General features: G+C 60.8%; 22 protein-coding genes. 16 read left to right on the top strand and 6 right to left on the bottom strand.

Going from position 1 to position 20071, the window contains the following annotated elements:
- Positions 1-29 precede the first annotated feature (29 nt).
- A complete protein-coding gene (locus C4J84_RS20660; protein ID WP_124420757.1) occupies positions 30-578 on the bottom strand; it encodes an NUDIX hydrolase in 549 nt (182 codons plus the stop codon).
- Positions 579-724: 146 nt separating this feature from the next.
- On the opposite strand from C4J84_RS20660, the gene C4J84_RS20655 reads away from it, so the two are divergent.
- The 5 genes from C4J84_RS20655 (at position 725) to purT (ending at position 3952) form a co-directional block, all read left to right on the top strand.
- On the top strand, positions 725-1327 hold the full coding sequence (locus C4J84_RS20655) for a CoA pyrophosphatase (RefSeq protein WP_016971944.1): 603 nt from the start codon (positions 725-727) through the stop codon (positions 1325-1327).
- A gap of 35 nt (positions 1328-1362) precedes the next feature.
- Positions 1363-1887, top strand: a complete 525-nt coding sequence (locus C4J84_RS20650) for a gamma carbonic anhydrase family protein (RefSeq protein ID WP_124405187.1) — start codon at positions 1363-1365, stop codon at positions 1885-1887.
- Complete coding sequence (locus C4J84_RS20645) at positions 1884-2099, top strand: DUF1289 domain-containing protein (RefSeq protein WP_124436022.1); 216 nt, start codon at positions 1884-1886, stop codon at positions 2097-2099. The genes C4J84_RS20650 and C4J84_RS20645 overlap by 4 nt, the downstream gene beginning before the upstream one ends.
- A 134-nt stretch (positions 2100-2233) precedes the next feature.
- A complete protein-coding gene (locus tag C4J84_RS20640) occupies positions 2234-2701 on the top strand; it encodes a VUT family protein (protein WP_124368235.1) in 468 nt (155 codons plus the stop codon).
- A 69-nt stretch (positions 2702-2770) separates the two neighbouring features.
- Positions 2771-3952, top strand: coding sequence for a formate-dependent phosphoribosylglycinamide formyltransferase (gene purT / locus C4J84_RS20635; RefSeq protein ID WP_094951941.1), 1182 nt, complete (start codon positions 2771-2773; stop codon positions 3950-3952).
- Between the two features lie 118 nt (positions 3953-4070).
- On the opposite strand, the gene C4J84_RS20630 is transcribed toward purT, so the two are convergent.
- The 3 genes from C4J84_RS20630 to C4J84_RS20620 form a co-directional block, all read right to left on the bottom strand.
- Positions 4071-5381 carry an MFS transporter gene (locus C4J84_RS20630; protein WP_124436021.1) on the bottom strand — a complete coding sequence of 437 codons (1311 nt, stop codon included), beginning with the start codon at positions 5379-5381 and terminating at the stop codon, positions 4071-4073.
- A 357-nt stretch (positions 5382-5738) separates the two neighbouring features.
- Positions 5739-6977, bottom strand: a complete 1239-nt coding sequence (locus C4J84_RS20625; protein WP_124430411.1) for a transporter associated domain-containing protein — start codon at positions 6975-6977, stop codon at positions 5739-5741.
- 12 nt (positions 6978-6989) lie between these two features.
- Positions 6990-7802: an inner membrane protein YpjD gene (locus C4J84_RS20620; RefSeq protein ID WP_124364260.1), complete on the bottom strand. Its 813-nt coding sequence runs from the start codon at positions 7800-7802 to the stop codon at positions 6990-6992.
- Between the two features lie 234 nt (positions 7803-8036).
- Between C4J84_RS20620 and ffh the strand changes: the two genes are divergently transcribed.
- The 5 genes from ffh to rplS all read left to right on the top strand — a co-directional run bounded on the left by ffh (position 8037) and on the right by rplS (position 11610).
- Positions 8037-9413 (top strand): signal recognition particle protein, encoded by a 1377-nt coding sequence (ffh, locus tag C4J84_RS20615; RefSeq protein ID WP_124364259.1) that lies wholly within the window; start codon positions 8037-8039, stop codon positions 9411-9413.
- Between the two features lie 252 nt (positions 9414-9665).
- The gene (gene rpsP / locus C4J84_RS20610; protein WP_003175899.1) at positions 9666-9917 is read left to right on the top strand and encodes a 30S ribosomal protein S16; all 252 of its coding nucleotides are present in this window, start codon (positions 9666-9668) and stop codon (positions 9915-9917) included.
- Positions 9918-9922: 5 nt separating this feature from the next.
- Positions 9923-10459: a ribosome maturation factor RimM gene (rimM, locus tag C4J84_RS20605; RefSeq protein ID WP_124364258.1), complete on the top strand. Its 537-nt coding sequence runs from the start codon at positions 9923-9925 to the stop codon at positions 10457-10459.
- Positions 10441-11214 (top strand): tRNA (guanosine(37)-N1)-methyltransferase TrmD, encoded by a 774-nt coding sequence (gene trmD / locus C4J84_RS20600; protein WP_177412756.1) that lies wholly within the window; start codon positions 10441-10443, stop codon positions 11212-11214. The genes rimM and trmD overlap by 19 nt, the downstream gene beginning before the upstream one ends.
- A gap of 45 nt (positions 11215-11259) precedes the next feature.
- Positions 11260-11610 carry a 50S ribosomal protein L19 gene (gene rplS / locus C4J84_RS20595; RefSeq protein ID WP_003175895.1) on the top strand — a complete coding sequence of 117 codons (351 nt, stop codon included), beginning with the start codon at positions 11260-11262 and terminating at the stop codon, positions 11608-11610.
- Positions 11611-11685: 75 nt separating this feature from the next.
- Here rplS and C4J84_RS20590 read toward each other — a convergent pair whose 3' ends face one another.
- Entirely contained in the window at positions 11686-13485 is a 1800-nt protein-coding gene (locus tag C4J84_RS20590; RefSeq protein ID WP_124371744.1) for a sodium:proton antiporter, read from the bottom strand.
- Between the two features lie 108 nt (positions 13486-13593).
- On the opposite strand from C4J84_RS20590, the gene xerD reads away from it, so the two are divergent.
- The 4 genes from xerD (at position 13594) to thrC (ending at position 18311) form a co-directional block, all read left to right on the top strand.
- The gene (xerD, locus tag C4J84_RS20585; RefSeq protein ID WP_124368231.1) at positions 13594-14490 is read left to right on the top strand and encodes a site-specific tyrosine recombinase XerD; all 897 of its coding nucleotides are present in this window, start codon (positions 13594-13596) and stop codon (positions 14488-14490) included.
- 140 nt (positions 14491-14630) lie between these two features.
- Positions 14631-15362 (top strand): thioredoxin fold domain-containing protein, encoded by a 732-nt coding sequence (locus tag C4J84_RS20580; RefSeq protein WP_057723916.1) that lies wholly within the window; start codon positions 14631-14633, stop codon positions 15360-15362.
- Positions 15363-15491: 129 nt separating this feature from the next.
- A complete protein-coding gene (locus tag C4J84_RS20575; protein WP_124364255.1) occupies positions 15492-16796 on the top strand; it encodes a homoserine dehydrogenase in 1305 nt (434 codons plus the stop codon).
- A gap of 105 nt (positions 16797-16901) precedes the next feature.
- Positions 16902-18311, top strand: coding sequence for a threonine synthase (gene thrC, locus C4J84_RS20570; protein ID WP_124436020.1), 1410 nt, complete (start codon positions 16902-16904; stop codon positions 18309-18311).
- Positions 18312-18398: 87 nt separating this feature from the next.
- On the opposite strand, the gene C4J84_RS20565 is transcribed toward thrC, so the two are convergent.
- Positions 18399-18599, bottom strand: a complete 201-nt coding sequence (locus C4J84_RS20565; protein WP_057723913.1) for a hypothetical protein — start codon at positions 18597-18599, stop codon at positions 18399-18401.
- A 313-nt stretch (positions 18600-18912) separates the two neighbouring features.
- Here C4J84_RS20565 and C4J84_RS20560 point away from each other — a divergent pair, with 313 nt between their 5' ends.
- Positions 18913-19197, top strand: a complete 285-nt coding sequence (locus C4J84_RS20560; protein WP_124436019.1) for a DUF3509 domain-containing protein — start codon at positions 18913-18915, stop codon at positions 19195-19197.
- A gap of 280 nt (positions 19198-19477) precedes the next feature.
- The gene (locus C4J84_RS20555; protein ID WP_124368227.1) at positions 19478-20020 is read left to right on the top strand and encodes a YaeQ family protein; all 543 of its coding nucleotides are present in this window, start codon (positions 19478-19480) and stop codon (positions 20018-20020) included.
- The last annotated feature ends 51 nt before the right edge of the window (positions 20021-20071 follow it).

The following is a 20071-nucleotide window of genomic DNA, read 5'->3' as shown; positions in this document are numbered from 1 at the left end:
TTTCCCTTTGGCGATGAGTGGCCGGCTTGTTATTGGGCGGGCTTGGACAGGGGTGGCACCGACTCGCTGCGCACCGGGAACAGCTGTTGCCGACGGTCAGCGAAGAAGCATTCTAAGGTACGCCCGACCGTGCGGAAAGCCAGCTCGGACCAAGGGATATCGGCTTCGGCGAACAGCTTCACTTCCAGGCTTTCCTGGCCCGCGGCGAAGTCCAGGTCGACCAGCTCGGCGCGATAGAAAATATGCACCTGGCTGATGTGCGGCACGTCAATCAGCGTATAGAGGCTGAGGTTGCGCACGCGGGCGCAGGCTTCTTCCAGGGTCTCGCGCATGGCGGCCTGGGCCACGGTTTCGCCGTTTTCCATAAAGCCTGCGGGCAGGGTCCAGTAACCCAGGCGCGGCTCTATGGCGCGGCGGCACAGCAGCACTTTGTCGCCCCATACCGGCAGGGTACCGGCGACGATATTGGGGTTCTGGTAGTGAATGGTCGCGCAGTGATCGCAGACATAGCGCAGGCGTGCGTCGCCTTCGGGGATGCGTTGGGTAACCGGTTTACCGCACTGGCTGCAGAAGTTCATGCTGGGGTTCCTGGAGAGTGGGCCTATCTTGGCTTGGCAGGCAGGGCGCTGCAAGTTGTCGTTTAGCGACATGCCGCTGGTTTTGGGGTTGGGCGCCCGCCCGCTTTGGTGCATGATGCAAGGTAGCCAACAGACCGAGATGACTCATGCTGGACGAGCTACTTCGCCGGGTAAGCAATCACACTCCCCACACCCTGGAGACTGACGGGCGTTTCCCCGAGGCCGCGGTGCTGGTACCCATTACCCGCAGTGACGAACCCGAGCTGATCCTGACCCTGCGCGCCAGCGGCCTGTCGACCCACGGTGGCGAAGTGGCCTTTCCCGGCGGGCGCCGCGACCCCGAAGACCCGGACCTGATTTTTACCGCCCTGCGCGAAGCCGAAGAAGAGATCGGCCTGCCGCCGGGGCTGGTCGAAGTCATCGGGCCGTTGAGCCCGTTGATCTCCCTGCACGGCATCCGCGTAACGCCGTACGTGGGCGTCATCCCCGACTACGTCGAATACCTGGCCAACGACGCCGAGATCGCAGCGGTATTCAGCGTGCCGCTGGATTTTTTCCGCCAGGACCCGCGCGAGCACACCCACCGCATCGACTACCAGGGCCGCAGTTGGTATGTGCCGAGCTATCGGTTCGGCGAATACAAAATCTGGGGCCTGACGGCAATCATGATCGTCGAGCTGATCAACCTGCTCTATGACGATGCCAAGATCAGCCTGCACCAGCCACCCAAGAGCTTCATCAATATCTAAGCCGTCGTTTGAATGGCAAGCCGTGAGGGAAAACCATGAAATACCGCCTGGGCGATGCCTGCGTCGAGACCCATCCACAGAGCTGGGTGGCGCCCAATGCCACGCTGGTGGGCAAGGTCAGGCTGGAGGAGGGCGCCAACGTCTGGTTCAACGCGGTATTGCGTGGCGACAACGAACTGATCCTGATCGGCAAGAACAGCAACGTGCAGGATGGCAGCGTGATGCACACCGACATGGGCTACCCACTGACCCTCGGCACCGGCGTGACCATCGGCCATAACGCCATGCTGCACGGCTGCACGGTGGGCGACTACAGCCTGATCGGCATCAACGCAGTGATCCTCAACGGCGCGAAGATCGGCAAACATTGCATCATCGGCGCCAATTCGCTGATCGGCGAAGGCAAGGAAATTCCCGATGGCTCGCTGGTGATGGGCTCGCCGGGCAAGGTGGTGCGTGAACTGACCGAGGCGCAGAAGCGCATGCTTGAAGCGAGTGCCGCGCACTATGTGCATAACGCGCAGCGGTATGCGCGTGACCTGGTCGAGCAGGCAGAATGAGTGCGGTTGAACGCCCGGTCGCCTCGCCGTGCGTGAGCATTTGCGCGCTGGATGATGACGATATTTGCATCGGCTGCCAGCGCAACGTGGATGAGATTACGCGGTGGAGCCGCATGGGCAATGCCGAGCGCCGGGCGGTGCTGGGGTTGTGTCATGAGCGGGCGGTGGCGAGTGGGGTGGTGTGGATGATGCCTAAGCGCTCGGGTGGCTGATCGATTGCTATCGGGGGCAAGCCCCCTCCCACATTTTGATCGGTGAACACAGTCAAGTGTGGGAGGGGGCTTGCCCCCGATGAGGCCCTCCCAAACAACACATTTCCAAATCTTATCTACAGGCCCCATCCTCCATGCTCTTCCTGATCGCCTACATCAGCAGCGTCGTGCTGATCAACTTCGCCTTTTCCACCGCGCCGCACCTGGACGTCATCTGGTCCGCCTGGGGCGGCCTGGTGTTTATCCTGCGGGACATGGTGCAAACCCGCTTCGGCCACGGCGCGATCATCGCCATGCTGGCGGCGCTGGTGCTGTCGTATATCACCTCCGACCCATCCATCGCCTTGGCCAGCGCCACGGCCTTTGCGGTGTCCGAGTGCATCGACTGGCTGGTGTTCAGCATCACCCGGCGCCCGCTGCACGACCGCCTGTGGATAAGTTCGGCGCTGAGCATTCCCCTCGATACGTTTATCTTCTTCGGCTTGATCGGTGCGCTGACGCCGGCCGTGGCGGGCACGGCGCTGGTGTCGAAATTCGCCGGTGTCACCGTGGTGTGGCTGATCATGGCCTGGCGCATCCGCCGGCGCGCCGTCGCCAATTGAGGCCAACGTGTGCAGTTCATGTAAAATGCCGGCCTTTCTCCCCCTGATCCGCTCCCCTGAGGACCTGAGATGACCCGAATCGGAACTCCATTGTCGCCAACCGCGACCCGCGTTTTGCTGTGTGGCTGCGGTGAGCTGGGCAAGGAAGTGGTAATCGAACTGCAACGCCTGGGCGTTGAAGTGATTGCCGTGGATCGCTACGCCAATGCGCCGGCCATGCAGGTTGCGCACCGTAGCCATGTGATCAACATGCTCGATGGCGCCGCATTGCGCGCCGTGATCGAGGCGGAGAAGCCGCACTTCATCGTGCCGGAAATCGAAGCCATCGCCACCGCTACCCTGGTCGAGCTGGAAGCCGAAGGCTTCACCGTGATCCCGACCGCGCGTGCCACATCGCTGACCATGAACCGCGAAGGCATCCGTCGCCTGGCCGCCGAAGAGCTGGACCTGCCGACCTCGCCGTACCACTTCGCCGACACCTTCGAGGACTACAGCAAGGCCGTGCAAGACCTGGGCTTTCCCTGCGTGGTCAAGCCGGTGATGAGTTCCTCGGGCAAGGGCCAGAGCCTGCTGCGCAGCGCGGACGATGTGCGCAAAGCCTGGGATTACGCCCAGGAAGGCGGCCGTGCGGGTAAAGGCCGAGTGATCATCGAAGGCTTTATCGACTTCGACTACGAAATCACCCTGCTGACCGTGCGCCACATCGGTGGCACCACTTTCTGTGCGCCCGTGGGCCACCGGCAGGAGAAGGGCGACTACCAGGAATCCTGGCAGCCCCAAGCCATGAGCCCGATTGCCCTGGCCGAATCCGAGCGGGTTGCCAAAGCGGTGACCGAGGCCCTGGGTGGTCGTGGTCTGTTTGGCGTGGAACTGTTCATCAAGGGTGATCAGGTGTGGTTCAGCGAAGTGTCGCCGCGCCCGCATGACACCGGCCTTGTGACCCTGATCTCTCAGGACCTGTCGCAGTTTGCGCTGCACGCTCGCGCCATCCTGGGGCTGCCGATCCCATTGATCCGTCAGTTCGGGCCTTCGGCGTCGGCGGTGATCCTGGTGGAAGGGCAGTCGACGCAGACGGCATTCGCCAACCTCGGCGCGGCCTTGAGCGAGCCGGATACGGCGTTGCGTCTGTTTGGCAAGCCTGAGGTCAATGGTCAGCGCCGCATGGGCGTGGCGTTGGCGCGGGATGAGTCGATTGAAGCGGCTCGAGCCAAGGCGACCCGTGCTTCCAAGGCTGTAGTTGTAGAGCTGTAACCTCAGCTTGATCATTCCCACGCTCCGCGTGGGAATGCCTCTTGTGACGCTTTGCGTCATGCTTTGGGACACAGAGCGTCCTGGGCTGCATTCCCACGCAGAGCGTGGGAACGATCAGTCAGGCCACCTTGTTCAAATCATTATCCCGCGTCTCTTTCAGGCACAGCACAGCAATCAGACTAAGCAACGCTGCCGCCGACACATACCCACCGACATAACTCAGCCCGCCCATCGCCACCAGCTTGGTCGCGAAGAACGGCGCGGCCGACGCCCCCACGATCCCACCCAGGTTATACGCCGCCGACGCGCCGGTATAACGCACGCGGGTCGGGAACAGTTCCGGCAGCAGCGCGCCCATCGGCGCGAAAGTCACGCCCATCAGGAACAGCTCCAGCGCCAGGAACAGCGCCACGGCCCAGGTTGAGCCGTGGGTCAGCAGCGGCTCCATGGTAAAGCCCGACAGGATTGCCAGGACCGCGCCGACAATCAGCACCGGCTTGCGCCCGTAGCGGTCGCTGGCCAGCGCTGCCAGCGGCGTCGCCAGGCCCATGAACAGCACTGCGAAGCACAACAGACCGAGGAAGGTTTCACGGCTGTAGCCGAGGGTCGACACCCCATAGCTCAGGGAAAACGCCGTGGTGATATAGAACAGCGCATAGCACACCACCATCGACGCAGCGCCCAGCAGCACCGGCAGCCAATGCTGGCTGAACAGTTCCACCAGCGGCACTTTCACCGGTTTTTCCTTGGCCACGGCATTGGCGAACACCGGCGTCTCGTGCAGCTTGAGCCGTGCGTACAGGCCCACCATCACCAACGCCGCGCTGAGGATGAACGGAATGCGCCAGCCCCAGCTGCGGAACTGCTCGTCGTTCAGGCTCATGGCCAGGATCAGGAACAAGCCGTTGGCCGCCAGGAACCCGATCGACGGGCCCAGTTGCGGGAACATGCCGAACCAGCCGCGCTTGCCCTTGGGGGCGTTCTCGGTCGCCAGCAATGCCGCGCCGCCCCATTCCCCGCCCAAGCCCAGGCCTTGGCCGAAGCGCAATACACACAACAGAATCGGTGCCCAGGCGCCAATGCTGTCGTAGCCTGGCAGCAAGCCGATCAGGGTCGTGCACACGCCCATCAGCAGCAGGGAGGCCACCAGCGTCGACTTGCGGCCGATACGGTCGCCAAAGTGGCCGAACAGCGCCGAACCCAGTGGGCGTGCTATGAACGCGATACCGAATGTGAGGAACGACGCGAGCATCTGTGCGGTGCCGGACGTCTGCGGGAAGAACACCGGGCCGATGACCAGTGCCGCAGCCGTGGCGTAGATATAGAAGTCGTAGAACTCAATGGCGGTGCCGACGATGCTCGCGGTGGCCACACGGGCCGTCGAGTTGGTCGGGGCGGCGGTTGCGGCCTCGTTATACGTGGTGCTCATGGCAGTATCCCGGATTGGTCATTGCGCGTTTGGACGCGGATTATTATTGGTCGAACACCCATGGATCAGGGTTGTGCGCGGGGTGGCTCGGGATGGGAGCAAACACCGCTCGGACAGGGTAAAGCGCTGCCTGGACGCGCTGAGTGCGGGTAGCACGCGGTCGGGCGGGGGCTTGGGTAAGCCGCAGGGATTATAGGAAGGGGTTTGGAATTACAACAAGTGGTTGGAGCGCCACAATTCAAATGTGGGAGGGGGCTTGCCCCCGATAGCGGTGTATCAGTCACCTGATGCAGTGACTGGCACTCTGCTATCGGGGGCAAGCCCCCTCCCACATTGGATTTTTGTGTGTCAGGAGGGTTATGCGGCTATTGGCACGTGGCTGGTATGCCAGATCAGCACCTTGCTCACCCGGTTGTCCTCGGTCTCGAGGATTTCCAGGCGGTAGCGGCCGATTTTCAGGCATACCGCGCAGTCCGGAATAGTCTCCAGCGCTTCGGTCACCAGGCCGTTGAGGGTCTTGGGGCCGTCGCTGGGCAGGTGCCAGCCCAGGCTTTTGTTCAGTTCGCGGATCGAGGCAGCGCCGTCGATGATGTAGCGGCCATCGGGTTGGGCTTCGACATGGGGGTTATCCACCGCCTGGTCGCTTTCGAATTCGCCGACGATTTCTTCGAGGATATCTTCCAGGGTCACGATGCCCAGCACTTCGCCGTACTCGTCCACCACCATGCCCAGGCGCCGCTGCTGCTTGTGGAAATTCAGCAGTTGCAGCTGCAGAGGCGTGCTCTCCGGCACGAAGTAGGGTTCGTGGCAGGCGGCGAGCAGCGCTTCCTTGGTTAGGCTGGCATCGGGCAGCAGATGCTGGACCTGCCGGGTGTTGAGCACCGCTTCGACCTGGTTGATATCGCTGTGGAACACCGGCAGCCGCGTGCGCTGGGAGGTGCGCAGTTGCTCGATGATGTCTTCGATCGTGTCATCCAGGTTGATACCGTCCACGTCGCTGCGCGGCACCAGGATGTCGTTGACGGTGATGTTGTCCAGGGCATGGATGCCCGGCATGCTGGGCATGCGCTCTTGGTCGGCGTCGTGCTGCGGCTCGTCGTCGTGGTCGGACGAAGGTTCGTCGCTCTTTTTCACTATGCCCGGCTTGCGCGCGAACGGGCGCAGCAACAGCAGGCTGATGCCATTGAGCAGCCAGGCGGCGGGATAGAGGATTTTCAGCGGCACGCCCAGCAGGGCGTTACCGAAGCCCAGTATGGCCTGCGGATAACGGGTAGCCAGGGCGCGGGGCAGGTAGTCGGCGAGGATCAGCAGCAACGCGCACGAGATCAGCCAGCCGAGCCACGGCCCGTTCTGGGCCCAGGCATAGATCGCCAGCAGCGTGCAGAGAATCACGACGGCTGCGCGACACAGGCTGTTGCACAGGATCAGGCTGTGGCGCGGGAAGCTCAGGCGCGCGGCGGCCTTGTCGCCCTGGCGTGTGCCGGGGCGCAGGGCCAGCAGGTGTTGTTGCGCGGCTTCGATGGCGGTAAACAGTGCCGCCCATAAAATCAGCAGGGCAATTACGGCGAGCATCGGCCCAAGGGGCAAGTTGTCCATGATCGCCGCCCGTCAGATATGCAGGATGTATTCGCGAACCAGCTTGCTGCCGAAATAGGCCAGCATCAGCAGGCAGAAACCGGCCAGGGTCCAGCGGATGGCCTTGTGCCCGCGCCAGCCGAGGCGGTTGCGGCCCCACAGCAATACGCTGAACACCACCCAGGCCAGGCAGGCCAGCAAGGTTTTGTGCACCAGATGCTGGGCGAACAGGTTTTCGACGAACAGCCAGCCGGAAATCAGCGATAGCGACAACAAGGTCCAGCCGGCCCACAGAAAACCGAACAGCAGGCTTTCCATGGTTTGCAGCGGCGGGAAGTTCTTGATCAGCCCCGACGGGTGCTTGTGCTTGAGCTGGTGGTCTTGCAACAGCACCAGCAGCGACTGGAACACCGCGATGGTGAACATGCCGTAGGCCAGGATCGACAGCAGGATATGCGCGAGGATGCCCGGCTCTTCATCGATCACCTGGACGGTGCCGGTGGGCGCGAACTGCGCCAGCAGCACCGTGAGCATGCCCAGCGGGAATAAAAGAACGAGCAGGTTTTCGACCGGAATCCGGTAGCACGCCAGCAGCGTCAGTGCGATCACGGCGGCGGCGATCAGGCTGGCGGCGCTGAAAAAATCCAGGCCCAGGCCAACCGGGGTCAGCAGGTGGGTGAACAGACTGGCCGCATGGGCCAGCAGGGCCAGCACGCCAAGGCCGACCAGCAGACGTTTGTCCGCTTTAGTGCCTTGGGCCAGACGAGAGCCCTGATAGAGAGTCGCAGCGGCATACACGATGGCGGCGGCGAGGCTGGGTAGCAAACTGGGTGACAAGGGGAGCATAAATCCTGATAGGCAAGCCCGAAAGGCGCTGAGTTTGGCACACACCTGCGCTGCACGAAAGACTCCTGGGCCAGACAGCGGGTGTGCATGGACGCAGTCTTCGCTATAATCCGCGACCTGCCCACGCCGCAGGCTCGCCGAGCGCTGTTTTTAATAGCGATTTACCACAGCCTGGGCCGCCATTACCTCGGTCTACCAATGCATTTCGATGAATAGGGCCTGAAAGGATCGCGCATGTTTGAAAACTTGACTGACCGTCTCTCGCAGACGCTGCGCCACGTAACCGGCAAGGCCAAGCTGACCGAGGACAATATTAAAGACACCCTGCGTGAAGTGCGCATGGCGTTGCTGGAGGCCGACGTGGCCTTGCCGGTGGTGAAGGACTTCGTCAACTCGGTCAAGGAGCGTGCGGTCGGCACTGAAGTGTCGCGCAGCCTGACCCCGGGCCAGGCGTTCGTGAAGATCGTCCAGGCCGAACTCGAAAGCCTGATGGGCGCGGCCAACGAAGATTTGAACCTCAGCGCCGTGCCACCGGCCGTTGTGCTGATGGCCGGCCTGCAAGGCGCGGGTAAGACCACCACCGCCGGCAAGCTGGCGCGCTTCCTTAAAGAGCGCAAGAAGAAGTCGGTGATGGTGGTGTCGGCCGACGTCTACCGTCCGGCCGCGATCAAGCAGCTGGAAATGCTCGCGGGCGAAGTGGGCGTGACTTTCTTCCCGTCGGACCTGAGCCAGAAGCCGGTTGATATCGCCACTGCGGCTATTAAAGAAGCCAAGCTGAAATTCATCGACGTAGTCATCGTCGATACCGCCGGTCGCCTGCACATCGATGAGGAGATGATGGGTGAGATCAAGGCGCTGCATGCCGCGATCAACCCGGTCGAGACGCTGTTCGTGGTCGACGCCATGACCGGCCAGGATGCCGCCAACACCGCCAAGGCCTTCGGTGACGCACTGCCGCTGACCGGCGTGATCTTGACCAAGGTCGACGGCGACGCCCGTGGCGGCGCCGCGCTGTCGGTACGCGCCATTACCGGCAAGCCGATCAAGTTCATCGGTATGGGCGAGAAGAGCGAAGCGCTCGAACCGTTCCACCCGGAGCGTATCGCCTCGCGTATCCTCGGCATGGGCGACGTGCTCAGCCTGATCGAACAGGCCGAAGCCACGCTCGATAAAGACAAGGCCGACAAACTGGCCAAAAAGCTGAAGAAGGGCAAGGGCTTCGATCTCGAAGACTTCCGCGACCAGCTGCAGCAAATGAAGAACATGGGCGGCCTCGGCGGCCTGATGGACAAGCTGCCGAACATCGGCGGCGTGAACCTGGCGCAAATGGGTAACGCCCAGGGCGCGGCAGAGAAGCAGTTCAAGCAGATGGAAGCCATCATCAACTCCATGACCCCGGCCGAGCGCCGCGACCCTGAGCTGATCAGCGGTTCGCGCAAGCGTCGGATCGCCATGGGGTCCGGCACCCAGGTGCAGGACATCGGCCGCTTGATCAAGCAGCACAAGCAGATGCAGAAGATGATGAAGAAATTCTCCGCCAAGGGCGGCATGGCCAAGATGATGCGCGGCATGGGCGGTATGTTGCCCGGCGGCGGTATGCCGAAAATGTAAAGTATTCGAGCACAAGCCTTGGCTTGCGCTCCGACCCACAGGGATGTGGGATCTCCAGCAAACCCGCCGTTGGCGGGCGCTGACTTGCCGTTTTAACCGACGGCTCTATAGCAGATCTGAATGGCACGCTGATAGGCGCCGGAAAAAGACATTTGCAAAAGTCCGGATATTCCTTAGAATATGCGGCCTTTCGGGCACCTATGCCCGCTGTGCATTTAGATTTGCAGCACCGACTACAGGAACGATGTTCACATGCTAACAATCCGTCTTGCCCTTGGCGGCTCCAAAAAGCGCCCGTTTTACCACTTGACCGTAACCGACAGCCGCAACCCGCGCGACGGTTCGCACAAGGAACAGGTTGGTTTCTTCAACCCTGTTGCTCGTGGTCAAGAAGTTCGTCTGTCCGTGAACCAAGAGCGCGTAGCCTACTGGCTGAGCGTTGGTGCACAGCCATCCGAGCGCGTTGCAAAGTTGTTGAAGGACTCGGCTAAGGCCGCAGCCTGAGCAATATGAACGCGACGCCAGCTGTTGCTGATGATTTGATCGTTATCGGCAAGATTTACTCTGTTCATGGCGTTCGCGGCGAAGTGAAGGTGTATTCCTTTACTGATCCGACTGAAAACCTGTTGCAGTACAAAACCTGGACGCTCAAGCGCGAAGGTAGTGTGAAACAGGTCGAGCTGGTCAGTGGACGCGGGAACGACAAGTTCCTGGTCGCAAAGCTCAAGGGTCTTGATGATCGTGAAGAAGCACGTCTTCTGGCCGGTTATGAGATCTGCGTGCCGCGCAACCTGTTCCCTGAATTGACCGACGGCGAGTACTACTGGTACCAGCTGGAAGGTCTGAAGGTTATTGATCAACTCGGGCAATTGCTGGGGAAAATCGATCATCTTCTGGAAACCGGCGCCAATGATGTAATGGTGGTCAAGCCTTGCGCTGGCAGCCTGGATGATCGCGAACGCCTGTTGCCCTATACCGGGCAGTGCGTGTTGGCCGTCGACCTGGCAGCGGGCGAGATGAAGGTGGAATGGGACGCGGACTTCTAAGCGTGGCTACTTTGCGCATTGAAGTGATCAGTTTGTTTCCCGAGATGTTTTCCGCCATCAGCGAGTACGGCATCACCAGTCGGGCGGTGAAGCAGGGGCTGTTGCAGCTTACCTGTTGGAACCCGCGAGACTACACGACGGATCGGCATCACACTGTGGACGATCGCCCATTTGGCGGTGGTCCGGGCATGGTGATGAAGATCAAGCCCCTGGAAGACGCGTTGGTTGAGGCCAAGGCCGCCGCCGGGGAGAAGGCGAAGGTAATTTACCTGTCCCCTCAAGGCCGTCAGCTGAAACAGGCTGCGGTACGCGAACTGGCAAATGAGGAAGCACTGATCCTGATTGCCGGCCGCTATGAAGGCATTGACGAGCGGTTTATTGAAGCTCATGTCGATGAAGAGTGGTCGATTGGGGACTATGTCCTGTCTGGCGGTGAGCTGCCGGCGATGGTCCTGATAGATGCGGTTACACGACTGCTGCCTGGAGCTTTAGGGCATGCGGACTCTGCGGAGGAAGATTCCTTCACGGATGGTTTGCTGGATTGCCCGCACTACACCCGTCCGGAGGTGTATGCGGATCAGCGTGTTCCCGACGTATTGCTAAGTGGCAATCACGCACACATCCGGCGTTGGCGTTTACAGCAGTCCCTTGGTCGGACCTATGAACGACGCGCCGATCTTCTGGAAAGCCGCTCGCTTTCTGGAGAAGAGAAGAAGCTGCTCGAGGAATACATCCTCGCGCGGGACGATAGTTAACAACGTATCGATGGTAGGTCCATTGACTTACCTTAGGAGCACAGCATGACTAACAAAATCATCCTTGCACTCGAAGCAGAGCAGATGACCAAAGAGATCCCTACCTTTGCCCCGGGCGACACCATTGTCGTTCAGGTGAAAGTGAAGGAAGGCGACCGTTCGCGTCTGCAAGCGTTCGAAGGCGTGGTAATCGCCAAGCGTAACCGTGGTGTGAACAGTGCTTTCACTGTTCGTAAAATCTCCAACGGTGTTGGCGTAGAGCGTACTTTCCAGACCTACAGCCCGCAGATCGACAGCATGGCTGTGAAACGTCGCGGTGACGTACGCAAAGCCAAGCTGTACTACCTGCGTGACCTGTCCGGTAAAGCAGCTCGCATCAAGGAAAAACTGGCTTAAGTCCAGCTTCCCGATGCAGAAAGAAGCAGCCTACGGGCTGCTTTTTTGTGCCTGCGATTTGTGCAGTGCGCCCTGCTAGGCCTGACCAGGCTGAATGACTGCCAGTAATGTCCATCCCGCCAGCGGTTTCATATCGCTCTCTGGCGTGACCACATGCACCCAGCCGCTGCTATCGCGGGCAAACAGCAGTGTCGCCCGTTCCCCGTGCAGTGCCTGATAATCGCTCCAGCCAAACCCATCGGTCAGGTGGGTGGTATACAGTTCGGCGCCTTGCCCCAACAGGCTGGCGAGCTTGGTGTAGCTCAGCGGCTGGCTGCCCAGCAAGTGCCCGCGATGCTCGCCGCTGGCCCGGTGCTTGTCGGTGCGGCGGCTTTCCTGGCTGTTGGCCAAGGCGAACAGGCGATGCCCGAAGTCATGACGAAAGCGCATGGTTGCCAACGTATTCAACTCGCCGGAAGGGGAAAGCGCGAGCAAATGCCCGAGACCGACCAGGTCCAGGTGCGACTCGGCATGCTGTGATGCCGGGTTGCCGAAGTAGGTCGGCAGCCCTTCCATGCGGCTGGCGCGAATGTTTTCCCAGCTCGAATCGGTCAGCAGCACTCGGCTGCCAAGCTGTTGCAGGGCTTTGCCGAGGATGCGTGCCGGGCCGTTCGCACCGACGATCAGAAAGCCGCTTGGCGCGGGCTCGGCTACTTTCAGCAAGCGGGCCAGAGGACGCGCAGTCGCGCTTTGCAGCACTACCGTGCCGATAATCACCGCAAATGTCAGCGGCACCAGCAACAACGCACCTTCGTGGCCGGCCTCATCCAGGCGAATCGCAAAAATGGCCGACACCGCCGCGGCCACAATCCCGCGCGGGGCGATCCAGGCCAGCAGTGCGCGCTCGCGCCAGTTCAGTTTCGAGCCGACGGTCGACACTGCAACGTTCAGCGGGCGCGCAATGAACTGAATGATCAGCAGCAGAATCAGTACGAACGGCCCCAGGGCGATCAATGCGTTCAGGTCCAGGCGCGCCGCCAACAGAATAAACAAGCCGGAAATCAACAGTACGCTGAGGTTCTCCTTGAAGTGCAGGATGTGACGCACGTCCACCCCCTTCATGTTGGCCATCCACATGCCCATCAGGGTCACCGCCAGCAGGCCGGACTCATGCATGACCTGATTGGAGGCGATGAACACCCCCAGCACCGCCGCCAGGGTGGCCAGGTTATGCAGGTATTCCGGCAACCACTGGCGGCGCATGACCAGGCCCAGCACCCAGCCCCCGACAATCCCGAACAGGCTGCCGCAGAGGATGACGCCGCCAAAGGTCAGCAGGCTGTGACTCAGGCCATCGCCCGAGGCACTGGCGATGATAAAGCTGTAGACCACCACGGCCAGTAGCGCACCGATGGGGTCGATGACAATGCCTTCCCAGCGCAGGATGTTGGCAATGGACGCCTTGGGGCGTACCACGCGCAGCATCGGTACGATGACGGTCGGGCCTGTGACCAGCGTCAGGGTGCCGAACAGCAGCGCCAGCAGCCAGTCGAAACCCAACAGCCAGTGGGTTGCCAGGGTGATCACCGCCCAGGTCGTCAGCGCGCCGAGGGTCACCAGTCGGTGCACCACGCTGCCGATTTCCTTCCATTCCGACAGATGCAGCGTCAGGCTGCCCTCAAACAGGATCAATGCGACGGCCAGCGACACTAATGGCATCAGCAATGGGCCGAACATTTCCTGCGGGTCGAGCCAGCCGAGTACCGGCCCCGCCAGAATTCCGCTCAATAACAGAAACAGAATCGCCGGCAACTTCAGGCGCCAGGCCAGCCATTGGCAGCCGAGCGCGGCCACACCGATACCGCCGAAAGCCAACAAGATCTGTTGTTCGTTCATTAAAGCTTCCTGTTCCTAGAAGTAGCGGGCTATGAAAGACTGGTGGCCCTTGCCACAGTTCACTAAATAAAATGGCGCCAAGCCCCTTGCCGCGTCGCCTGAGTAACCATGCCTGCCATTGACCACCCGCTGATCGACCGCTTCCTTGACGCCCTTTGGTTGGAAAAAGGCCTGTCGGACAACACTCGCCAGGCTTACCGCAGCGACCTGGCCCTGTTCAATGGTTGGTTGCAGGAGAAAAACCTGGAGTTGATCAATGCCGGGCGAGAGCTGATCCTCGATCACTTGGCCTGGCGCCTCGAGCAACATTACAAGCCGCGATCCACCGCGAGATTTCTCTCCGGTGTGCGCGGCTTTTATCGCTATCTGTTGCGTGAAAAACTCATCGCGATCGATCCAACTCTACAAGTCGATATGCCGCAATTAGGTAGGCCTCTTCCTAAATCGTTGTCGGAAACTGATGTGGAGGCTCTGTTGGCCGCGCCGGATCTCAGTGAAGCCATCGGCCAGCGCGATCGCGCCATGCTCGAAGTGCTCTACGCCTGCGGGCTGCGGGTGACCGAGTTGATCAGCCTGACCCTGGAGCAGGTCAACTTGCGCCAGGGTGTGTTGCGGGTGATGGGCAAGGGCAGCAAGGAGCGCCTGGTGCCGATGGGTGAGGAAGCGATTGTGTGGGTCGAGCGTTACATGCGCGATGCGCGCAACGAATTGCTCGGCGGCCGCCCCAGTGATGTGCTGTTTCCCAGCCTGCGCGGCGAGCAGATGACCCGCCAGACCTTCTGGCACCGCATCAAGCATCAGGCCAAGGTAGCCGGGATCGGCAAGACGCTGTCGCCGCACACTCTGCGCCATGCATTCGCCACGCACTTGCTCAACCATGGCGCGGATTTGCGTGTCGTGCAGATGCTGCTCGGGCACAGTGACCTGTCCACCACGCAGATTTACACCCATGTCGCGCGGGCGCGCTTGCAGGATATGCACGCCAAGCACCATCCGCGCGGCTGAAAAATCCCAATTTACCCTGCCACGGGCTGCCCTGCGGCCCAACTGTGGTAGGCTTTGTCGGTTCGCCAAGGCGACGGTCACACCCCCATTTTCCAATCGGCGTACCTGCACCGTCCCTGCATCTGCCTTCAGGAGTTCCCATGCGCTTGACCCAGATTATTGCCGCCGCAGCCATTGCGTTGGTTTCCACCTTTGCCGTCGCTGATGACGCAGCCGAGCAGGCCATTCGCAAGAGTCTGGTCAACCTGCAGCTCGACACTCCCATCGAAAGCATCAGCGCCAGCCCGATGGCCGGCCTGTATGAAGTCAAGCTCAAGGGCAGCCGCGTGCTGTACGCCAGTGCTGACGGCCAGTACATCGTTCAGGGCTACCTGTTCCAGCTCAAGGACGGCAAGCCGGTCAACCTGACCGAGAAAGCCGAGCGCCTTGGCGTGTCGAAGCTGATCAACGGTATTCCCGTGGCTGAAACCGTGGTGTACCCGGCCATCGGTGAAACCAAGACCCACATCACGGTGTTCACCGACACCACCTGCCCGTACTGCCACAAGCTGCACGCCGAAGTGCCTGCGCTGAACAAGCTGGGGGTGGAAGTGCGCTACGTCGCGTTCCCGCGCCAGGGCCTGGGCTCGCCGGGTGATGAGCAGTTGCAAGCGGTCTGGTGCTCGGCCGACAAGAAGGCGGCTATGGACAAGATGGTCGACGGCAAGGAAATCAAGGCGGCCAAATGCGCCAACCCGGTTTCCAAGCAGTTCGCCCTGGGCCAGTCGATCGGCGTGAACGGCACACCGGCCATCGTTTTGGCCGACGGCCAGGTAATTCCGGGCTACCAGCCGGCACCACAAGTTGCCAAACTGGCACTGGGTGCCAAGTAAGCATTTATCGTCGAGCCTTTGACGAGCATGGCCCGCCGAACCGTCGGCGGGCCATTAATTGAGAGCCGCAGTTGTGCGGCTGTGTTCCACGGCCGACCTTGAGTCGGCCGTTTCATGGGGAGTTCTTCAGTGAAACCGGTCAAAGTAGGCATCTGTGGGTTAGGGACCGTCGGTGGCGGCACCTTCAACGTACTTCAGCGTAACGCTGAAGAAATTTCCCGCCGTGCAGGGCGCGAGATTGAAGTGGCGCAGATTGCCACGCGTTCGCCAAAGCCTCAGTTCGAAACGACCGGTATTGCGATTACCCACGATGTGTTCGCCGTGGCCACCAACCCTGAAATCGATATCGTCATCGAGCTGGTGGGCGGCTACACCGTGGCCCGCGAGCTGGTGCTAATGGCCATCGACAACGGCAAGCACGTGGTCACCGCCAACAAGGCGCTGATCGCCGTGCACGGCAACGAGATCTTCGCCAGGGCGCGTGAGAAGGGCGTGATCGTGGCCTTCGAAGCGGCGGTGGCCGGTGGCATCCCGGTGATCAAGGCGATCCGTGAAGGCCTGTCTGCCAACCGCATCAACTGGGTGGCCGGCATCATCAACGGCACCGGTAACTTCATCCTCACCGAAATGCGCGAGAAGGGCCGTACCTTCGAAGACGTGTTGGCCGAAGCCCAGGCCCTGGGTTACGCCGAAGCCGACCCGACCTTTGACGTGGAAGGCATCGATGCGGCCCACAAGCTGACCATCCTGGCGTCCATCGCCTTTGGTATCCCGCTGCAGTTCGACAAGGCCTACACCGAAGGCATCACCAAGCTGACCACCGCCGACGTGAACTACGCCGAAGCCCTGGGCTATCGCATCAAGCACCTCGGTGTGGCGCGCAGCACCCCGGCCGGTATCGAATTGCGTGTGCACCCGACACTGATCCCGGCCGACCGCCTGATCGCCAACGTCAATGGCGTGATGAACGCGGTGATGGTCAACGGTGACGCCGCCGGTTCCACGCTGTTCTACGGCGCCGGCGCCGGCATGGAGCCGACCGCTTCATCGGTGATCGCCGACCTGGTGGACGTGGTTCGCGCCATGACCAGCGACCCGGAAAACCGCGTGCCGCACCTGGCCTTCCAGCCGGACTCGCTGTCGGCCCACCCGATCCTGCCGATCGAAGCCTGCGAAAGTGCCTACTACCTGCGCATCCAGGCCCAGGATCATCCGGGCGTGTTGGCCCAGGTGGCCAGCATCCTGTCGGAGCGCGGCATCAACATCGAATCGATCATGCAGAAGGAAGTCGAGGAGCAGAACGGCCAGGTGCCGATGATCCTGCTGACCCACCGCGTGCTCGAGCAGCATATCAACGATGCCATCCGAGCCCTCGAAGCTCTCCAAGGCGTGGTTGGGCCGGTCGTCCGTATCCGCGTCGAACATTTGAATTAATTCAGCTGCAAGCTATTAGCTGCAAGCTGCAAGTAAGAGCCTATTCGCTCTTGACTTGCAGCTTGCAGCTTGAAGCTTGAAGCCCAAACCGAAGGTTTGCCTCCTATGCGTTACATCAGCACCCGCGGCCAGGCACCGGCCCTGAATTTCGAAGACGTTCTGCTGGCAGGCCTTGCCACCGACGGCGGCCTGTACGTGCCGGAAAACCTGCCGCGCTTCACCCAGGAAGAAATCGCTTCCTGGGCCGGCCTGCCGTACCACGAACTGGCGTTCCGGGTGATGCGCCCGTTCGTCACCGGCAGCATTCCGGATGCGGACTTCAAGAAGATCCTGGAAGAAACCTACGGCGTATTTTCCCACAGCGCCATCGCGCCCCTGCGCCAGCTGAGCGGCAACGAATGGGTGCTTGAGCTGTTCCACGGTCCCACCCTGGCGTTCAAGGACTTTGCCCTGCAATTGCTCGGTCGCCTGCTGGACTACGTGCTGGAGAAACGCGGCGAGCGCGTGGTGATCATCGGCGCCACCTCCGGCGACACCGGCTCGGCGGCCATCGAAGGGTGCAAGCACTGCGAAAACGTCGACATATTCATCCTGCACCCACACAAGCGTGTGTCGGAAGTGCAGCGTCGCCAGATGACCACCCTGTTTGGTGAAAACATCCACAACATCGCCATCGACGGCAACTTCGATGACTGCCAGGAAATGGTCAAGAACAGCTTCGCCGACCAGAGCTTCCTCAAAGGCACCCGCCTGGTGGCGGTGAATTCGATCAACTGGGCGCGGATCATGGCCCAGATCGTCTACTACTTCCACGCTTCCCTGCAGCTGGGCGGGCCGGCGCGTTCGGTGTCGTTCTCGGTGCCGACCGGCAACTTCGGCGATATCTTCGCCGGCTACCTGGCACGCAACATGGGCCTGCCGATCAATCAGTTGATCGTCGCGACCAACCGCAACGACATCCTGCACCGCTTCATGAGCGGCAACCAGTACGTCAAGGAAACCCTGCACGCCACCCTGTCGCCGTCGATGGACATCATGGTCTCGTCGAACTTCGAACGCCTGCTGTTCGACATGCACGGTCGCAATGGCGCGGCGCTGGCCGAGCTGATGAACAGCTTCAAGCAAGGTGGCGGTTTCAGCGTCGAGCAAGAGCGCTGGACCGAAACCCGCAAGCTGTTCGACTCCTTGGCAGTGGACGACGCGCAGACGTGCGAAACCATCGCTGAAGTCTACGCCCAGACCGGCGAGCTGCTCGACCCGCACACCGCCATCGGTGTGAAGGCCGCCCGCGAGTGCCGTCGCAGCCTGGATATCCCGATGGTGATCCTGGGCACCGCGCACCCGGTCAAATTCCCGGAAGCGGTGGAGCAGGCCGGTGTCGGCAAGGCCTTGGAGCTGCCCAAGCACCTGACTGATCTGTTCGAACGGGAAGAGCGTTACACGGTGTTGGCCAACGACCTGAAGGCGGTGCAGGCGTTTGTCAGCCAGCATGGCAATCGGGGTAAGCCGCTGTAAGGCGCACCGCATAGACAAAAACGCCGCTTTCCCTTCCCAGGGTCAGCGGCGTTTTTTTGTTTCTGGCAGGCCCGCCAGTAATATCATCTACGTGAGTAGCTTATGGGCCAGCGCCATTACCGTGCCAACAGCCGTAAAGAAGCCTATTGCGATGCCCACGGGGTACCAGAAGATCTCACGGGTTATCTTGTGGACTTCAGCATTGAACTTGCGTTGTTCGGCATAGATGCGTGATATGTCCGCGTGAATTTTCTCGATCGACGCTTGTTGTTCATTGTGTTCCAGCATCCTCTTCATCCTTCGTGATAAGGGTCTCATGACATGCACTCTGCCCGCACGGCAGGGTGAACAGCGCTCACCCGAGTATAGGATTCACTCCTCGCCTGCGCGCTCGGCTTACCCCAAAACCGCAACCCATTGCGTAAGCAGTTATGTGCTGCCGTTTTTTACCTGTCATGTTGCAAGCGCATGCTGGATACGTCATCCCCGCACAATCCTTGAAAGACGAAAAAGCGAACTTTCCTACGTTACGACCAGTCACTTAGGAGAGATGCAGCACCCGTTGAAACGATTGTTCCCGAACTATTGAGTGGTGATCGAGATGGAAAGTATCAGCCTATTGCTCGAAGAAGCACTGAGCCCTTATCTGGTTACGCTGACCACCTCTGGTGTGCAGGGCGAATGCCTGGTGACCGTGAAGAACCCCGGCGGCCCCATCATGGTCGAGCGCGAAGTCAACCGCGCTCAGCTGACCGACAAGCGCGCGCTGGTGGATGTGGTGGATTGTCTGCTGCGCGATTTGAAAATCGCTGAAGGTCGACTCGAGCCCTCGGTCATCGCAGCCTTGCGAAATGCCGCCATGACACGAAACCCGGTCTGCGCATGAAGAATTATTTATCCTTCGAAACTTCCTACAACACGGCCGGTCAGAGTTTGTAACAGCAAGAGCAAACATTGTGCTCCGGTGTTTGTGGCTTGTTGTACTGGTCTTTGTAGATCACGTTTAACCCCGAGTTGTCTCCCCACTCCTCGGGGTTTCTTTTTGCCTGGGATTTGGCACAGCGCGCCCTGCGAACGCAAACGGGTCATGGCTGGCGCGCAGTATTCGTTGAATGACCTCGCCATCGGTTAGACTGGTCGCCTTTCCTTGTCCTAGAAGCCCGTTCATGGCCCAGCCGTCCACGACCTACAAATTCGAACTCAACCTCACCGACCTTGACCGTTCGGTGTACGAGAGCGTCAAGCAGACCATCGCCCGCCACCCTTCGGAAACCGAAGAACGCATGACCGTGCGCCTGCTGGCCTACGCCCTCTGGTACAACGAGCAATTGGCGTTCGGCCGTGGCTTGTCGGACGTCGACGAGCCGGCCCTGTGGGAAAAGAGCCTGGATGACCGGGTGTTGCACTGGATCGAAGTCGGCCAGCCGGATGCCGACCGCCTGACCTGGTGCTCGCGCCGTACCGAACGTACCAGCCTGCTGGCGTATGGCAGCCTGCGCGTGTGGGAAGGCAAGGTCGTGCCGGTGGCGAAAAATCTGAAAAACGTGCACATCGCTGCCGTGCCCCAGGAAATCCTTGAGGTTCTGGCCAAGGACATGCCGCGCGTGATCAAGTGGGATGTGATGATCAGCGAAGGCACGATCTTCGTCACCGATGACCGTGGCCAGCATGAAGTGCAGCTGGAATGGCTGGTTGGCGGACGTGATTGAACATGTGGGAGGGGGCTTGCTCCCGATAGCGGCGGATCAGTCACAACATCA

The organism is Pseudomonas sp. R11-23-07 (assembly GCF_003852295.1).
Classification (GTDB): Bacteria; Pseudomonadota; Gammaproteobacteria; order Pseudomonadales; family Pseudomonadaceae; genus Aquipseudomonas.
The sequence above is the reverse complement of the archived record's forward strand: the minus strand, read 5'-3'. Positions and strand labels throughout refer to the sequence as shown.